The sequence below is a fragment of the Cupriavidus phytohabitans genome (genome assembly GCF_017815025.1).
Taxonomy (GTDB): domain Bacteria; phylum Pseudomonadota; class Gammaproteobacteria; order Burkholderiales; family Burkholderiaceae; genus Cupriavidus.
The window spans coordinates 73274-87935 of the sequence record NZ_JAGIQB010000022.1; the positions used below are offsets into that span (position 1 = coordinate 73274).

A 14662-nucleotide genomic window follows, 5' to 3' on the forward strand; every position below is an offset into this window, starting at 1 on the left:
TTCTGTTTGAACTAGAATCCCGGCATGACGCTCAATCCCCGCCAGACCGCCCTGCTCGAAGAAGTCCGCAGCCAGGGCTTTGCCTCCATCGACGAACTTGCGCGCAAGTTCGGCGTCACGCTCCAGACGGTGCGGCGAGACGTCAACCTGCTGGCCGAGAACGGCATGCTGGCGCGCTTCCATGGCGGCGTGCGGGCGGAGGGCTCCACCACCGAGAACATCGCCTACCGGCAGCGGCAGGTGCTGAATGCCGAGGGCAAGGCGCGCATTGCGCGCGCGGTGGCGAAGGCGGTGCCGGAGGGCTGCTCGCTGATCCTGAACATCGGCACCACGGTGGAGGAGATCGCGCGCGAGCTGATGCAGCACCGCGGGCTGCGCGTGATCACCAATAACCTGAACGTGGCCAATATCCTGGCGGACAACCCGGATTGCGAAGTCATCGTCGCCGGCGGCGTGCTGCGCTCGCGCGACCGCGGCATCGTCGGCGAGGCCACGGTCGAGTTCATCCGGCAGTTCAAGGTGGATATCGGCCTGATCGGAATCTCGGGCATCGAGACCGATGGCACGCTGCGCGACTACGACTTCCGCGAGGTCAAGGTGGCGCGGACCATCATCGAGCATTCACGCGAGGTATGGCTGGCGGCGGATACCAGCAAGTTCAACCGCCAGGCCATGGTGGAGCTGGCGCATGTGTCGCAGGTGGACCGGCTGTTCACCGATGAGCCGCTGGCGGCACCGTTCGACCGGATCCTGGCCGACAGTGGGGTGAAGTGTGTGGTGGCGGAGCGGGAATGAGCCTGCCGCAAGGCGAACCAAAGCTGCCGCAGCAGCGGCAGCCGGGTTCTCCGTTCGCGCTAATTCGAGTCGTATTGGCGCATCATTCGCTGGGAAGACAACCCCAGGCTCACTTGAACACCACAGTCTTGTGGCCGTTCAGCAAGATGCGGCGTTCGGCGTGCCACTTGACCGCGCGGGCCAGCGCCACGCATTCCACGTCGCGACCCACGGCGGTGAGCTGGTCCGGGTCCATGCTGTGGTCGACACGCTCGATTTCCTGCTCGATGATCGGGCCCTCGTCCAGGTCGGCGGTGACGTAGTGCGCGGTCGCGCCGATCAGCTTCACGCCGCGGTCGTGCGCCTGGTAGTAAGGCTTGGCGCCCTTGAAGCTGGGCAGGAACGAGTGGTGGATATTGATGGCGCGGCCGGCCAGCTTGCGGCACAGGTCGTCGGACAGCACCTGCATGTAGCGGGCCAGCACCACCAGGTCGATCTTCTGCTCCTGCACCACGTCAAACACGCGCGCCTCCTGCGCGGCCTTCTGCTCGGCCGAGGCGTTCATCAGCGGCAGGTGGAAGAACGGCACGTCGTACGACGCGGCCAGCTGATAGAAGTCGCGGTGATTGGACACGATCGCCGCGATCTCGACCGGCAGGCCGCCCACCTTGGCGCGGAACAGCAGGTCGTTCAGGCAGTGCCCGATCTTGGACACCATGATCATCACGCGCGGCTTGACCGAGGCGTCGTTCAGCTCCCACTGCATGCCGAACTGGTCGCCCACCGGCGCGAACGCTGCCTTCAGCGTGCCCAGGTCCGGGCCGCCGGCAGCCGCGCTGAAGTGCACCCGCATGAAAAAGCGGCCGGTGTACGCGTCGCCGTACTGGTCCGAGTCGACGATATTGCAGCCGTGCTGGAACAGCAGGCCCGAGACGGCGTGGACGATGCCCGGCTGGTCGGGGCACGAAAGGGTCAGGATAAATCCGGTGGTGCTCATGGTGTGTGGTTCTGTCGGAGAGGCGCGGTGTATGAGCGCAAAGGCCATGAAGGCCGTGAAGGCAGTGAAAGCCTTGCAAGCGCGGGCCAGGCCCGCTGCGCAAGCTCAAGCGCGACGGTCTTCGGTGCCCGGCCAGCCGCGCCGGCGAAGGGCATCCAGCGTCACCAGCGTGGCGTCGACCGTCATGGCGCCGCTCGACATGATATCAAGCAATGCGGCCAGCCCCACGCGCCTGTGTTCGCTGACCTCGCCGTCCTGGTTGCGCGGGACGAATCCCGGCGGCAGCATCAGGTCATAGACATAGACCTGTTCCCACTGCACGCCTTCGGGCAGGTCGCGCAGCACCTCGATCATGCCGTGCGGCTGCACGCGCCCGGCCAGCGCCGGCGGGATGCCGGACTCTTCCTCGCACTCGCGCACCAGCGTGGCCAGCGGATCACTGCCGTGCGGCATGCCGCCGGCGACCAGGTTGTCCCACATGCCGGGGTCGACCGACTTGGCGGGGCTGCGCCGCGAGATCCACAGCACGGGGCCGCCGCCGGCATCGGCTGTGTCCACGATCCCGTTCATGTGCGAGGCAAAGGTCAGCAATCCCAGGAAGCGCGCGGCCGCCCGCTCGACCGCCGCCAGCGCGGGCGCGTCCAGCGCCGCGGTGACCGCGAACAGTTCATGGCGCCAGCCGCGCACGTGGCCGGCATCGGCCAGCTGGTGCGCAAGCGCGGCCAGCGCGGCGCTCAGCACGTCGAAGCCGGAGCGTCCCGGCAGCAATTCCACCGCGGCGGTGCCATCCGCGACGCCCTCCTCCGGGCCGAGGATGCAGCCCATGCCGCGCAGTATCGCGGCATGGGACCGAGGCAGCCAGCCGACCTGCTGGCCGGCCACCACCAGGCGCAGCTTGCTGGCGGGATCGAAGCCGGTGCGCGCCGCCACCGAGGCGGCGATGCGCGCCATGTGGCTGGCATCGGCGCTGCTATTGTTGGACGGAACGCCGGAAGGATCGCCGGACGGCACTGTGGGCGGCAGGGAAAAGATTTCGGCCATGTCGGATCGGGGGCCGGCCGGGCCGGCGCATCTTGTCATTTTCAGGATTGAACGCATGAACCAGGCAGCAACGCAAGCCCAGGCGCAGCACGCCGGCCCAGGCCGGCATGGCTCAGAACCGCGCTATGTCCTGGCGCTCGACCAGGGCACCAGCAGCTCGCGCGCCATCCTGTTCGACCACGCCGGCAGCGTGGTGCGGCTGGCACAGCGCGAGTTCCGCCAATACTACCCACATCCGGGCCACGTCGAACACGATCCGTACGAAATCTGGCAGTCTCAGCTTGCGGTCGCGCACGAAGTGCTGGCCGACGCCGGCATCACGGCCACGCAGGTGCGCGCCATCGGCATCACCAACCAGCGCGAAACCACGGTGCTGTGGGACCGCAAGACCGGCGAGCCCGTCGGCCGCGCGCTGGTCTGGCAGGACCGCCGCACCGCGCCGATGTGCGAGGCACTGCAGGCCGCCGGCCATGGCGAGCTGTTCCGCGAGAAGACCGGGCTGATCGTCGATGCGTATTTCTCCGGCACCAAGCTGCGCTGGATGCTAGACAACATCGAGGGTGCCCGCGCACGTGCGCAGCGCGGCGAGCTGGCGTTCGGCACGGTCGACAGCTGGCTGATCTGGCAGCTGACCGACGGCGCGCGCCATGTCACGGACGTGTCCAACGCCTCGCGCACGATGCTGTTCAATATCCACCGCTTCGAGTGGGACGACACGCTGCTGGCGCTGCTCGACATCCCGCATGCGCTGCTGCCCGAGGTGGTGCCGTCCAGTGGCGAGGTGGCGCGCACCGCGGCGCGGCTGTTCGGCGTGGAGATTCCGATCGCGGGCATCGCGGGCGACCAGCAGGCGGCCACCTTCGGCCAGGCCTGCCTGTCGCCAGGCATGGCCAAGAACACCTATGGCACGGGCTGCTTCCTGCTGATGAATACCGGCACCGAGCCGGTGGCATCGCACAACCGGCTGCTGACCACCATCGGCTGGCAGTTCGGCGGGCAAACCCAGTATTGCCTGGAAGGTGGCGTCTTCATGGGCGGCGCCACCATCCAGTGGCTGCGCGACGGCCTGCAGATCATCAACAGCGCGCCCGAGGTCGAGCCGCTCGCGCGCCAGTGCGACGACACCGGCGGCGTGGTGCTGGTGCCGGCCTTTGCCGGCCTGGGCGCGCCGCACTGGGACGCCTTCGCGCGCGGCACGCTGGTCGGCATGACGCGCGGCACCGGCAGGCCGCAGCTGGCGCGCGCGGCGCTGGAGTCGATCGCGCTGCAGAGCGTCGACGTGCTGGAAGCCATGCAGAAGGACGCCGGCATCGCGCTGGCCGAACTGCGCGTGGACGGCGGCGCCTCGCGCAGCGACCTGCTGATGCAGATGCAGGCCGACCTGCTCGGCACGGCGGTGGTCCGTCCGCGCGTGACCGAGACCACCGCGCTGGGCGCCGCGTACCTGGCCGGCCTGGCCACCGGCTACTGGAGCGACCCGGCACAGATCGCGCAGCAATGGCAGGTGGAGCGCCGCTTCGAGCCCAACCTGTCCGCCGACGAACGCGGCCACCGGCTGGCGCGCTGGCACCGCGCCGTCGAGCGCGCCCGCGACTGGGCGCGCGAGGAGGACGCCGGCGGCCACGGCTGAGGGCCGGCCGCCCCCGCTCCGCCAAGACCGTACACACTCCGAACCAAGCGCCATGCAGAAAGTCTCCACCCCGACCCAGCCCCCCGCCCGGGCCGCCCTGCTCTCCACCCTGGAGCGCGAACCGCGCTGGGATGTCATCGTCATCGGCGGCGGCGCCACCGGCCTCGGCACCGCGGTCGATGCCGCCTCGCGCGGCTACCGCACGCTGCTGGTCGAAGCCGCCGATTTCGCCAAGGGCACCTCGAGCAAGGCCACCAAGCTCGTGCACGGCGGCGTCCGCTACCTGGCCCAGGGCAATATCGGCCTGGTGCGCGAAGCCCTGCACGAGCGCGGCCTGCTCGCGCGCAACGCGCCGCACCTGGTGTGGCCGCTGGGCTTTGTGGTGCCGGCGTACCAGATGTTCGACCAGCCCATCTACGGCATTGGCCTGAAGCTCTACGACATGCTGGCGGGCAACCTCAACCTGGCCGGCAGCCGCTGGCTGAACCACCGCGAGGTGCTGGCCGCCGTCCCCAACCTGGCCGAGCATGTCAGCGGGCGCCCGCTGCGCGGCGGCAACCTGTATTTCGACGGCCAGTTCGACGATGCGCGGCTGGCGGTGGCGCTGATGCGCACGCTGTTCGACGTGGGCGGCACCGCGCTCAACTACATGCGCGTGACCGGCCTGAGCCAGCAAGGCGGCGTGATCAGCGGCGTCACCGTCCAGGACGCCTTGGGCGGTGCCACGTTCCGGCTGCGCGCGGATTGCGTGATCAATGCCACCGGCGTCTGGGTCGACGCGGTGCGCCAGATGGAAGACGGCCATGCGCGCACCCTGGTGGCCCCGAGCCAGGGCGTGCACCTGACGCTGCCGCGCAGCTTCCTGCCGGGCGAGCGCGCCATCCTGATCCCCAAGACCGACGACGGCCGGGTGCTGTTCGTGGTGCCGTGGAACGGCCATACCATTGTCGGCACCACCGATACGCCGCGGCGCGACCTGCCGCTTGAGCCCGATGCCGGTGCCGACGATGTCGATTTCATCCTTGAGACCGCGTCGCGCTACCTGGCCAAGGATCCCACCCGCGCCGACGTCACCAGCGTCTGGGCCGGGCTGCGGCCACTGGTCAAGGCTACCGGCGAAGCGTCCACCGCATCGCTGTCGCGCGAGCATACGATCCTGGTCTCGAAGGCCGGGCTGATCACGGTCACCGGCGGCAAATGGACCACCTATCGCAAGATGGCGGAAGACGTGATCGACACCGCGATCCAGCGGCAGATGGTGCGCGCCGCGCCATGCGTGACCGCCGAGCTGCCGCTGCACGGCGCCGCCGGGCTGCCGGCGGAACTGCCGCTGGCGGATGCGGCCGCGCCGGACCGCTACTACGGCAATGAGCTGGCCACGCTGCGCGCCCTGCCCGGCCATGAGCGCGTGCTGGCGGCGGCATCAGGCCTGACCGAAGCCCATGTCCGTTTCGCGGCCCGGCACGAACTGGCGCGGCGCGTTGAAGACGTGCTGGCGCGCCGCAACCGCTTGCTGTTCCTCGACGCGCGCGCCGCGCTGCAGGCCGCGCCGGCGGTGGCCGCGGTCCTGGCCGAAGAGTTCGGGGAAAGCGAGGCCTGGCAGGCGCGCGAGCTCGACAGTTTCCGCGCGCTAGCCGCCGGCTACATACTGGAAGGCGCTCCGCAGCCCGAGGAACCGGCCGCCACCGCCCGCGTCTGACCCGACTGACACAAACCATCAGGAAAAGGCCCATCGACCATGAGCCGCCCGCCCTTGAACGCAAACCGCGGTGTGGTGCTGCTTGCCTTGCTGGCCGCCGTTGGCGGCGCCGATGCCGCGCGAGCCCCTGGCATCGACGGCGTGCGCTTTAGCGACGTACGTACCGTGCGCTACCAATGCGACGGCGACAGGACGCTGACCGTGCGCTACTTCCACAGCGCGGACAACCAGGCCGCCGTGTTCCGGCTGGACGGCAAGCCGGTGCTGGCGGTGACCACGGTCTCGGCGTCCGGCGCGCGCTATGTCGGCGGGCGCTACGAGTGGTGGACCAAGGGCGATACCGGCACGCTGCGCGACCTGATGCAGCAGGAAAACGCCGCGCCGGCGCTGTCGAACTGCCAGGCCAAGCCCTAGCGGGCGGGCACGCATCGCGGCCGGATCCGACGCCAACGTTTGAGGCAACGGCGTTCCGGGCGATAATGCGGGATTGAATCAGGGAGAACACCATGGACGAGATTGAAGATCTGTCCGATCTGCCGATGCCCCGCTTTATCTGGGGCTTCGCTGTTATCGCCGGCAAAAGCGGCGAGGTCATGCACGACGAGTTCGAGTATCTGACCCACACCCGCAGCCCGCGCTTTACCTGCCGCGTGGTCGAGCTGGAAGACATGCCGGCCGAAAGCGAGGAAGACGCCATCGACGGCCGCATCGTCCATCATGACGATCCACGCCGGATGTTCTATATCACCGACGCCGGCATGGCGCTGGTCAACTTCCAGCTGTTCGACAAGATGCCGGACAAGCAGAAGTTCAAGCGCATCTGCGACGAAGCCATCGCCAACTGGATGCTGCGCCGCGAATTCCTCGACGAGGAGGACGAGGACTGACCCACCCGCTTCCGGCCCCGCCGGATCGTTGCGGCCGCCTGCCTGCGCGGCCGCGCCTTTATCAGGCCTGGTCTTGCTCCGGCGGCAGCGCGCTCGTCAGCAGTTCATTGAGCAGGCCGGTCATGCCACCGGGATGATTGGCGGCCAGCGCCTGCAGGCGCCGCGCCAGCGTGCCGTCCAGCTTGCACGCGAACGGCACCAGGCCCTGCTCCTGGTCCAGCCGGCGCTGTTCACGTCGGTCCGGCCGCGCCCCGGCGGCGCCAGCAATCCCGCCCCGGGCCGCCGAGGCCTGTTTCAGGCTGTTGGCGATCTTCAGGCCCTTATTCTTTTCCAGGTCCGTTTTCTTCACGGCAATTTCCGAAAGTCTGTCGAGGCCGGCATTGTACGCGCAGGCTGGAGCCGGGCACGGCAACGCCTGCGCGCTGGAACATGCCACGGTCGCGCGCTACGTGTCGCTGACTTCGATCAGTTCGGCCGCCACACGCTGGATTTCCGCGTAGACCGGGATGGCGTCCATCGGGCCGGTGCAGCCTACCGCCGTCGCCTGGCTGGCATCCGCGCCCGGCGGCAGGAAGACAAAGGCCATGCCGGGTTGCCAGCCGGGATGCTTGCGCAGGCTGTCATTAAGGATGTCGAGATACTGCGCGCGCGTGAAGACGTGCCTTGCCATCGCTACCTCCGGATCCATGCCGATACGCCCTGCGCCTGCGGGCGCGGAGTCATGGCGGGGATCGTAGCATGGCAACCATGGCCGGCGTCACCTTGGGCGCCGGCTCGTGCACGCCTCAGCGCAGCCGCCTCAGCATTCGCCTTTCTTGGCGTGGCCCGGCGGGCAGTGGTAATCCTTGCCCTTGTTGCCCTTGCCGTTGCCCTTGCCATGGGAGCCGCCCTGGTCCCAGCGACCCGGCACCAGCACCCAGCCATCGCGCGACTGGATCCACCGCGGCGACTCATAGACGTAGCCAGTCCGCTCGCGTTCCCAGCGGCCCTTCTTCCAAGCGTGCTTATGGTGGTGGTCGTCCCAGTCCCAGTAGCCCGGCATCCAGACATAGCCAGGGCGCGGGGCGGGAATGGCCTCGTACATCGGAGCCGGCGGCGGCACGCCGATGGCAATGTTGACCGACACCTGGGCCATCGACGCCGCGCTGAAGGTGAGGCCGGAACCCAGTACGGCCGCCAGCAGAACAGTCCGGACGGGCCGGAGCGTGAGATGTGTCATGGACGCCCTTTCTCGTGGAGGAACACGCGCACAGTCTAGCGCGCGCCCGCCGCGGCGCCATGTAAGAAAGGGTATCGGTTGATCACAAAGATGCCGGCGCGCAACACTCGCTTGCACGCCGGCGGCATCAGTGATCCTCTGCCATCGCCTTGAGTTGGGCCTCGCCGGCATCGCGCGCGGCGTCCGCGGTGGTGAAGGTGTCGTCCGAGACGATGGCGCGACGGACCTGCCGTGCATCGAAGTCGACCAGCGCGACCACCCAGACATAGCGCCCAGCCTGGGGAGCGGTCTGCACGAAAGCTTTCAGGTTCGGCCGGGATTCACTCGTCATGATCCATCTCCTTGAGAAACGTTCTGGAAACGTCGTTGAGGGAAGTGCCGTAACACAAAGGTGTCTGAAAACTCTAGCACATGGTCCATGCCCTTACCCGGCTTACCCGGCTTACCCGACCTAGGAGGCTTGCCGGGAGGCGGCCTCGTCGGCAGGGGCCGGCTGGCAGCGAGGCGGCGAAGGGGATCCCAATGCAAGTGTTGCGTGCGGCACCGCCAAGTCCGCGGCGGGGCCACCCTTCAGTCAGCGTCGCGGCAACCGATAAACAGTCCACTGGCCGCCGCCGGCCTGCAGCCCGCCCCCCGGTCCGAACGCTTGGCCGCCTGGACCCGGCGCCCGGGCAATAGCCGCGGCCGCGGTAACCGAATCACCACAATCGCAGCGCACACGCTCCACCTTCCCGAACCATGGCTCCTGCCCCGGCCAGCGCCACGCCCATCTCCCCCGCACGCCGACGACCGCTGCTGCGCCGATGGGCGCCTGCCCTGCTGGGCGCCACGCTCGCGTTGCTGCCCGCGGTGCTGCCGCCCCAGCTGACCGGCCTGCGCCAGGCATTGGCCGAATGGCTGAGCATGAACGCGGCGGATCAGCCTATCCTGCACCAGGCGCAGCAAGTCGGCCTGCTGCGGGTCAGCGGCGATCCCCGCAACCTGCTGCAATTTCTGCTGCGAGGGGCGCTGGGCCTGCTCGGCTGCCTGTTGCTGACGCGGTCGGCGCGCACTACCTGGCCAGCCGCATGCTGGTGCAGATCGTCGAGCCGTTGCGCAACCTGATGCGGGTGGCGCACGCGGTGCGCTCCGAACGAGACTTCGCGCAACGCACGCCGCCGGCGCGCATCGCCGAGCTCAACGCGCTCGGCGACGACTTCAACGGGCTGCTCGATGAGCTGCAGACGTGGCAAAACCAGATGCAGCACGAAAACCGCTCACTCGCCCACCGTGCCAACCATGATGCGCTGACGGGGCTGCTGAACCGCGCCGCCTTCGTCGAAGCGCTGGAGCATGCGGTGCGCCATGCCGCGGCCAACCATGAATATGCGGCGGTGCTGTATCTCGACAGCGACGACTTCAAGGACATCAACGACCGGCACGGGCATGCCTCCGGTGACGCGGTGCTGGTGGCCGTGGCGCAGCGCATCCGTGCCAGCCTGCGCAATGGCGACACCGTGGCGCGCATCGGCGGCGACGAATTCGCGCTGCTGGCCGCGGGCCTGCGCTCGCCAGCCGACGCCGTTCATATCGCCGAACATATCCTGCAAGCCATGGCGCGAACCGATCGCGCTGCCCCACGGCGCCTCGGTGCAAGCGTCCGTCAGTATCGGCCTGGCGGTGTTCCCGGTCCACGCGCAGGCCAGCCAGGCGCTGCTGCACGCGGCCGATGCGGCCATGTACGGCGCCAAGCGGCGCTCCGGGGGCATCTGGCAAAGCGCCGAGCCGCACCTGGATGTCACGACGTGAGCTTCCGATGACTGCTCCCCGCCCCGGCCGGTGGCCGAACGCTCAGACGTCAAAGGGATTCGGCGCGCGGTTCTCGACCGACTCGTTCAGGTCGAACTCGTCGCGCACCTTGTCGACCACCGCGCGGATGCTGGCCTCATAACCGGTTGCGTTGCCAAAGCCGCTCATGTCCCAGTTGCGGCCGCGGGCATCGCGCGCATGCGGCACCGGCGCGGGCACGCGGACTTTGGCGCCGTCCTCGCCGATTTCGTAGATTTGCTGGATGCGCCGGCTGACCTCGTCCTGCAGGGCACGCCGGCCACGCTCGCGCTTGGCCATGGCTGACTCCTCGATGCATGCGCTGGCATGCTAGCACGGTGCGCCGGCGTGGTTCAAAGTGCCGCGATCGCGTCCTGGTAGGCCGCATAGAGCCGCACGAAGACCGGTCCGGGCACGCCGGCGCCAACGGTGCGGCCGTCGATGGTGACCACCGGCAGAAGTTCCTTGCTTGCCGACGACAGCAGCACTTCGTCCGCCGCGAACAAGTCTTCCCTGGCGATCCGGCGGGCCTCCAGCGGAATCTCCAGCGCCGCGCAGACCTCTTCCATGAAGCCGTAGCGGATGCCTTCCAGGATCAGGTTGTCCTTGGGCGGCGCCAGCACGCGGCCGTTGCGCACCACCCAGACGTTGGACGACGAGGCTTCGGTCAGCCAGCCGTCGCGGAACTGGATCGCCTCGGTCACGCCATGCTCCGCGGCGTGCTGCGCGGCCAGCACGTTGCCCAGCAGCGAGGTCGACTTGATCTGGCAGTTCAGCCAGCGCCGGTCCTCCATCGTCACGCAGGCCACGCCCTGTTCGCGCATGTGCGCGGGCGGCAGCGCCATCGGGTTGGTCATGATCAGCACCGTCGGCACGACTTCCTTCGGGAAGGCGTGCGCACGCCGTGCTACGCCGCGCGTCACCTGGATATAGAGCATCTGGTCCGACATGCCGTTGGCACGGACCACTTCGTCGATCAGCGCCTGCCACTGCGCGGCGCTGTGCGGGTCGGGAATCCCGATCGCCTCCAGGCTGCGGTGCAGGCGCGCAAGATGCTGCGCACCGCGGAACGGCTTGCCACCGTAGTACGGAATGACTTCATAGACGCCATCGCCAAAGATAAAGCCGCGGTCGAGGACCGGGATGCGGGCCTCGGACAGCGGGATCAGGGAACCATTGAGGTGGACGACGGGGTCGGTCATGGGACTTCACGCGGTGGAGAGAATGAAACAATTCTTCCACAGGGGCCAAGGCCAGGTTATGCGCAATTTGCATCGATTGCTTCGCAGACCTGGCGCCGCAGCAAAGCGTTGATTCCAATCACCCATGTGGGGGTGTCCGCTGCAGCACTTCACACCCAGAATCAAGGGGTCGTGAGTTGACCCCTCTCGGCATTTTCCCGCAGCCCGCCTTCGTGCGGGCTTTTTTTGCATCACCAGAACTGGGGATGCGCGCCGAACCGGTAACGACGACGATAAGGCTTGGGCGGACTGCGACACGCCCAACGCCACTTCAAGCCCTCGCCTGCCCTGGCCGAGGGCTTTTCTTTTCGATGCCATCACATGAACAGGCCTGCGCCGGTTCATAGCGCGCAAGCGGGCCCAAGATACGCGTCGTGGCGCATATACCCTTCTTCGTAGCCAGTGTTCACAGGCGCAACTGTGCGGCGACGACCATGCGCGTCCGGTGCAGCTGGCGACGAGTTGGTGCTTCAAGGCCGCATCGCGAGTCCCCGGGTGCCCGTCGTCCATGCACAACACCTCTATTTAGAGGGATGCGCGATCCATGCGGCTGTACGACCATCGTCACGGGCGGTTCCGCGACTCGCCCACCACTACTTCAAGCCCTCGACTACCCTGGCCGAGGGCTTTTTTCTATGGCGCATAGAGCCTGTGGCGCATCCGCACCGCAACAAACCTTTACAACTGAGCCCGTGAATTCCCGCAGGGTTGCCCTAGCCTTTCCCCATGCTTTCCGAAGGAGACTGCCATGCCTTCGTCACGGGACACATTCAAGTTGCGCCGCCCCGGGCGCCGGACGATGAACTGGCATGACGTTGCCTTGATTTCAGCGGCGTGGATCGGATTGTGTCTGGGGCTTGGGTGGACGCTTTCCAAGGCGGCCGGGACCTTTGAGTAAGGCGAGGTCGCCATGACCATCACCGATGCCACGCAGCCTGGCAACACCGGGAGCAACCTGGCGTTGGGAGCGTGACACCGGGCGTGGTGAACGGCTACGCTACTTTTACCATGAGCTATCAATGATCTGGCCCGGCGCAGGGCCAAAGCAGTGGCATGCCTGCAGGCAAACAAAAAGGGCCTGGGTCAATGACCCAAGCCCTTGTTTATGACCCAACGGTCAGCACACGCTAACCCGTCAAGCCTTACAGAATCAGTGGCGGAGAGAGGGGGATTCGAACCCCCGATAGGCTATTAACCTATACACGCTTTCCAGGCGTGCGACTTAAACCACTCATCCATCTCTCCGGGAAGTCCGCGATTATAGCAGAGTCGCCCGACGAATCCACAAGTTCGTGCGGCACCGCCCTACCCCCGGCGCAAATATGTCACCAGCCTGCCGATCACTGGCGCGTTGCGCGGCGTGAGCAGGCTGACGATGATCGCCACCGCAAACCCCGCGGGCACGCCAAAAGCGCCGGAAGCGATCGGGTCGACGCCAAACCAGCGGTTGCCGAAGATGCCGGTCATGCGGGTGAAGAACGGGTAGTTGACGAAAATGTAGTACACCGCCACCCCAAGCCCGGCGGCCATGCCGGCAACAGCGCCGGCCGCGGTCGTCCGGCGCCAGAAGATGCCGAGTACCAGCACAGGGAAAAAGCTCGATGCCGCCAGCGAGAAGGCGGCGCCGACCAGGAACAGGATGTTGCCGGGCCGCAGCGATGTGACATATGAAGCGAACAAGGCAACGCCCAGCAGCACGATCTTGGCCGTCGTGACGCGGCGCTGGTGGCTCGCCTGGCGGTCGACCATGTGATAGAAGACGTCGTGCGAGAGCGCGTTGGCGATGGTCAGCAGCAGGCCGTCGGCAGTCGACAGCGCCGCTGCCAGCGCGCCGGCGGCGATCAGGCCGGAGATGACGTAGGGCAGGCCGGCGATCTCCGGGGCGGCCAGTACGATCATGTCGGGCTGCAGCAGGATCTCGGCCCATTGCACAATGCCGTCGCCGTTGACGTCGCGAATGCCGAAAACCGGCGGATCGACCTTGCGCCATTGCACTACCCATTGCGGCAGTTCCGCATACGACGTGCCGACCAGGTGCTCGAAGAACTCGTACTTGACCAGCGCGGCCAGCGTCGGCGCGGACACGTACAGCAGCGCGATGCAGAACACGGCCCAGGCCACCGAGTTGCGGGTCTCCTTGACGGAGGGCGTGGTGTAGAGGCGCGTCAGGATATGCGGCAGGCTCGCGGTGCCGACCATCAGGCAGAACACCAGCAGCACAAAGTTGAGCCGCTTTGTCTTGCGCTCCTGCTCGGACGCCGCGGGATACGGCTCGGTGGACGACATAGAATGCCGGCTGCGCGCAAGCGCGTCTTCGCGCTGCAGGTTCCACTGCTGCTGCGCGGCGGCGGGATCCCGCGGGAACTCCAGGCGCTCACGTTCCAGCGCCTTGATTTCGCGCAGCGGCGCATTGCGCGCACGAAGATCCTGCAGCCGCGCGTTCAGCGTATCGCGCTCCTGCTGGAAGGATTCCGGCAGGCGGGCGATGCGTTCCTGCAACAGGATGGCCTGCTGCTTGTAGTACTCGCGCACGGCCTGCTCGGCGGGCGCGCGCTCCAGCTCCTGCTCACGCGCATCAAGCTGCGTCAGCAGCGTGCCGTAGCTGAGCTGCGGCGCCACGTCCCGGTGATGCTTCCACGCGATCATCGACACCGTGACCAGGAACGCCACGATCATCATGATGTACTGCGCCACCTGGGTCCACGTGACTGCGCGCATGCCGCCCAGGAACGAGCACACCAGGATGCCCGCCAGCCCGAAGAAGATGCCGACGGCGAATTCCACACCGATGAAGCGCGTCACCACCAGCCCTACCCCCTGGATCTGTGCCACCAGGTAGACGAACGAACACAGCGACGCCGCCAGTACCGCGATGGCGCGCACCGGCAGGTTGCCGCCGGGCTTGCCGTTGCCGTAGCGCGCGGCGAGGAAATCCGGGATGGTATAGCCGCCGTACTTGCGCAGGTAGGGTGCCAGCAGGAAGGCCACCAGGCAGTAGCCGCCGGTCCAGCCCATCACGTAGGCCAGGCCTTCGTAGCCAGAGGCGAACAGGATGCCGGCCAGGCCGATGAACGAGGCCGCGCTCATCCAGTCGGCGGCGATCGCCATGCCGTTGAACAACGCCGGCACGCGCCGCGAAGCCACGTAATATTCGTTGAGATCCGAGGTGCGGCAGATCAGCCCGATGCAGGCATAGATCGCGATGGTGACGAAGAGGAAGACGTACCCCAGCCACAGCGCGTCGGCATTGGAGCGCTCCAGCAGCCCCATCATGCCGACGAAGCCGAACAACCCCAGGGTGAACAGGCCGTAGTACAGCAGCAGCCGGCGGCGGAAGCGCGACTGGGCATCTGGCATGGGCAACGATC

The 14662-nt window shown here is 67.4% G+C and carries 14 protein-coding genes, 1 tRNA gene and 1 pseudogene; 6 read left to right on the forward strand and 10 right to left on the reverse strand.

The features are described from left to right. Positions 1-24: 24 nt before the first annotated feature. Positions 25-795 (forward strand): DeoR/GlpR family DNA-binding transcription regulator, encoded by a 771-nt coding sequence (locus tag J8I34_RS17010; RefSeq protein WP_029046353.1) that lies wholly within the window; start codon positions 25-27, stop codon positions 793-795. Positions 796-904: 109 nt separating this feature from the next. Here J8I34_RS17010 and purU read toward each other — a convergent pair whose 3' ends face one another. Then, on the reverse strand, positions 905-1771 hold the full coding sequence (gene purU, locus J8I34_RS17015; protein ID WP_063238204.1) for a formyltetrahydrofolate deformylase: 867 nt from the start codon (positions 1769-1771) through the stop codon (positions 905-907). A gap of 105 nt (positions 1772-1876) precedes the next feature. Beyond that, positions 1877-2812: an NUDIX hydrolase gene (locus tag J8I34_RS17020; protein WP_209806496.1), complete on the reverse strand. Its 936-nt coding sequence runs from the start codon at positions 2810-2812 to the stop codon at positions 1877-1879. Between the two features lie 55 nt (positions 2813-2867). Between J8I34_RS17020 and glpK the strand changes: the two genes are divergently transcribed. From glpK to J8I34_RS17040, 4 genes are all read left to right on the forward strand, one after another. Continuing rightward, positions 2868-4442 carry a glycerol kinase GlpK gene (gene glpK / locus J8I34_RS17025; RefSeq protein ID WP_209806497.1) on the forward strand — a complete coding sequence of 525 codons (1575 nt, stop codon included), beginning with the start codon at positions 2868-2870 and terminating at the stop codon, positions 4440-4442. 52 nt (positions 4443-4494) lie between these two features. Further along, on the forward strand, positions 4495-6141 hold the full coding sequence (locus J8I34_RS17030; protein WP_209806498.1) for a glycerol-3-phosphate dehydrogenase/oxidase: 1647 nt from the start codon (positions 4495-4497) through the stop codon (positions 6139-6141). Between the two features lie 54 nt (positions 6142-6195). Beyond that, positions 6196-6555, forward strand: a complete 360-nt coding sequence (locus tag J8I34_RS17035; RefSeq protein ID WP_232232353.1) for an MliC family protein — start codon at positions 6196-6198, stop codon at positions 6553-6555. A gap of 92 nt (positions 6556-6647) precedes the next feature. After that, positions 6648-7028 (forward strand): hypothetical protein, encoded by a 381-nt coding sequence (locus J8I34_RS17040; RefSeq protein WP_029046347.1) that lies wholly within the window; start codon positions 6648-6650, stop codon positions 7026-7028. Positions 7029-7089: 61 nt separating this feature from the next. Here J8I34_RS17040 and J8I34_RS17045 read toward each other — a convergent pair whose 3' ends face one another. From J8I34_RS17045 to J8I34_RS17060, 4 genes are all read right to left on the reverse strand, one after another. After that, complete coding sequence (locus J8I34_RS17045; protein ID WP_209806506.1) at positions 7090-7383, reverse strand: hypothetical protein; 294 nt, start codon at positions 7381-7383, stop codon at positions 7090-7092. A gap of 90 nt (positions 7384-7473) precedes the next feature. Further along, a complete protein-coding gene (locus J8I34_RS17050; RefSeq protein WP_029046345.1) occupies positions 7474-7698 on the reverse strand; it encodes a hypothetical protein in 225 nt (74 codons plus the stop codon). A 129-nt stretch (positions 7699-7827) separates the two neighbouring features. Continuing rightward, complete coding sequence (locus J8I34_RS17055; protein WP_029046344.1) at positions 7828-8247, reverse strand: YXWGXW repeat-containing protein; 420 nt, start codon at positions 8245-8247, stop codon at positions 7828-7830. A 127-nt stretch (positions 8248-8374) separates the two neighbouring features. After that, positions 8375-8578, reverse strand: a complete 204-nt coding sequence (locus J8I34_RS17060; protein WP_029046343.1) for a hypothetical protein — start codon at positions 8576-8578, stop codon at positions 8375-8377. 533 nt (positions 8579-9111) lie between these two features. Here J8I34_RS17060 and dgcN point away from each other — a divergent pair. Further along, positions 9112-10035, forward strand: a pseudogene (gene dgcN / locus J8I34_RS17065) (diguanylate cyclase DgcN/YfiN); the annotation flags it as partial. Between the two features lie 42 nt (positions 10036-10077). Here the strand turns inward: dgcN and J8I34_RS17070 are convergent. From J8I34_RS17070 to J8I34_RS17085, 4 genes are all read right to left on the reverse strand, one after another. Further along, the gene (locus J8I34_RS17070; protein WP_029046342.1) at positions 10078-10353 is read right to left on the reverse strand and encodes a hypothetical protein; all 276 of its coding nucleotides are present in this window, start codon (positions 10351-10353) and stop codon (positions 10078-10080) included. 53 nt (positions 10354-10406) lie between these two features. Next, entirely contained in the window at positions 10407-11255 is an 849-nt protein-coding gene (locus J8I34_RS17075) for a D-amino acid aminotransferase (protein WP_029046341.1), read from the reverse strand. Positions 11256-12448: 1193 nt separating this feature from the next. After that, positions 12449-12539: transfer RNA gene (locus tag J8I34_RS17080), tRNA-Ser, on the reverse strand. 60 nt (positions 12540-12599) lie between these two features. Further along, entirely contained in the window at positions 12600-14651 is a 2052-nt protein-coding gene (locus tag J8I34_RS17085; protein WP_029046340.1) for a VC_2705 family sodium/solute symporter, read from the reverse strand. Positions 14652-14662 lie beyond the last annotated feature (11 nt).

What these genes read in the sequence shown, in the direction of transcription:
- J8I34_RS17010 (WP_029046353.1), top strand. Translation starts at nt 25, where the DNA reads ATGACGCTCAATCCCCGCCAGACCGCCCTGCTCGAAGAAGTCCGCAGC.
- purU (WP_063238204.1), bottom strand. Translation starts at nt 1,771, where the DNA reads ATGAGCACCACCGGATTTATCCTGACCCTTTCGTGCCCCGACCAGCCG.
- J8I34_RS17020 (WP_209806496.1), bottom strand. Translation starts at nt 2,812, where the DNA reads ATGGCCGAAATCTTTTCCCTGCCGCCCACAGTGCCGTCCGGCGATCCT.
- glpK (WP_209806497.1), top strand. Translation starts at nt 2,868, where the DNA reads ATGAACCAGGCAGCAACGCAAGCCCAGGCGCAGCACGCCGGCCCAGGC.
- J8I34_RS17030 (WP_209806498.1), top strand. Translation starts at nt 4,495, where the DNA reads ATGCAGAAAGTCTCCACCCCGACCCAGCCCCCCGCCCGGGCCGCCCTG.
- J8I34_RS17040 (WP_029046347.1), top strand. Translation starts at nt 6,648, where the DNA reads ATGGACGAGATTGAAGATCTGTCCGATCTGCCGATGCCCCGCTTTATC.
- J8I34_RS17050 (WP_029046345.1), bottom strand. Translation starts at nt 7,698, where the DNA reads ATGGCAAGGCACGTCTTCACGCGCGCGCAGTATCTCGACATCCTTAAT.
- J8I34_RS17055 (WP_029046344.1), bottom strand. Translation starts at nt 8,247, where the DNA reads ATGACACATCTCACGCTCCGGCCCGTCCGGACTGTTCTGCTGGCGGCC.
- J8I34_RS17060 (WP_029046343.1), bottom strand. Translation starts at nt 8,578, where the DNA reads ATGACGAGTGAATCCCGGCCGAACCTGAAAGCTTTCGTGCAGACCGCT.
- J8I34_RS17070 (WP_029046342.1), bottom strand. Translation starts at nt 10,353, where the DNA reads ATGGCCAAGCGCGAGCGTGGCCGGCGTGCCCTGCAGGACGAGGTCAGC.
- J8I34_RS17075 (WP_029046341.1), bottom strand. Translation starts at nt 11,255, where the DNA reads ATGACCGACCCCGTCGTCCACCTCAATGGTTCCCTGATCCCGCTGTCC.
- J8I34_RS17085 (WP_029046340.1), bottom strand. Translation starts at nt 14,651, where the DNA reads ATGCCAGATGCCCAGTCGCGCTTCCGCCGCCGGCTGCTGCTGTACTAC.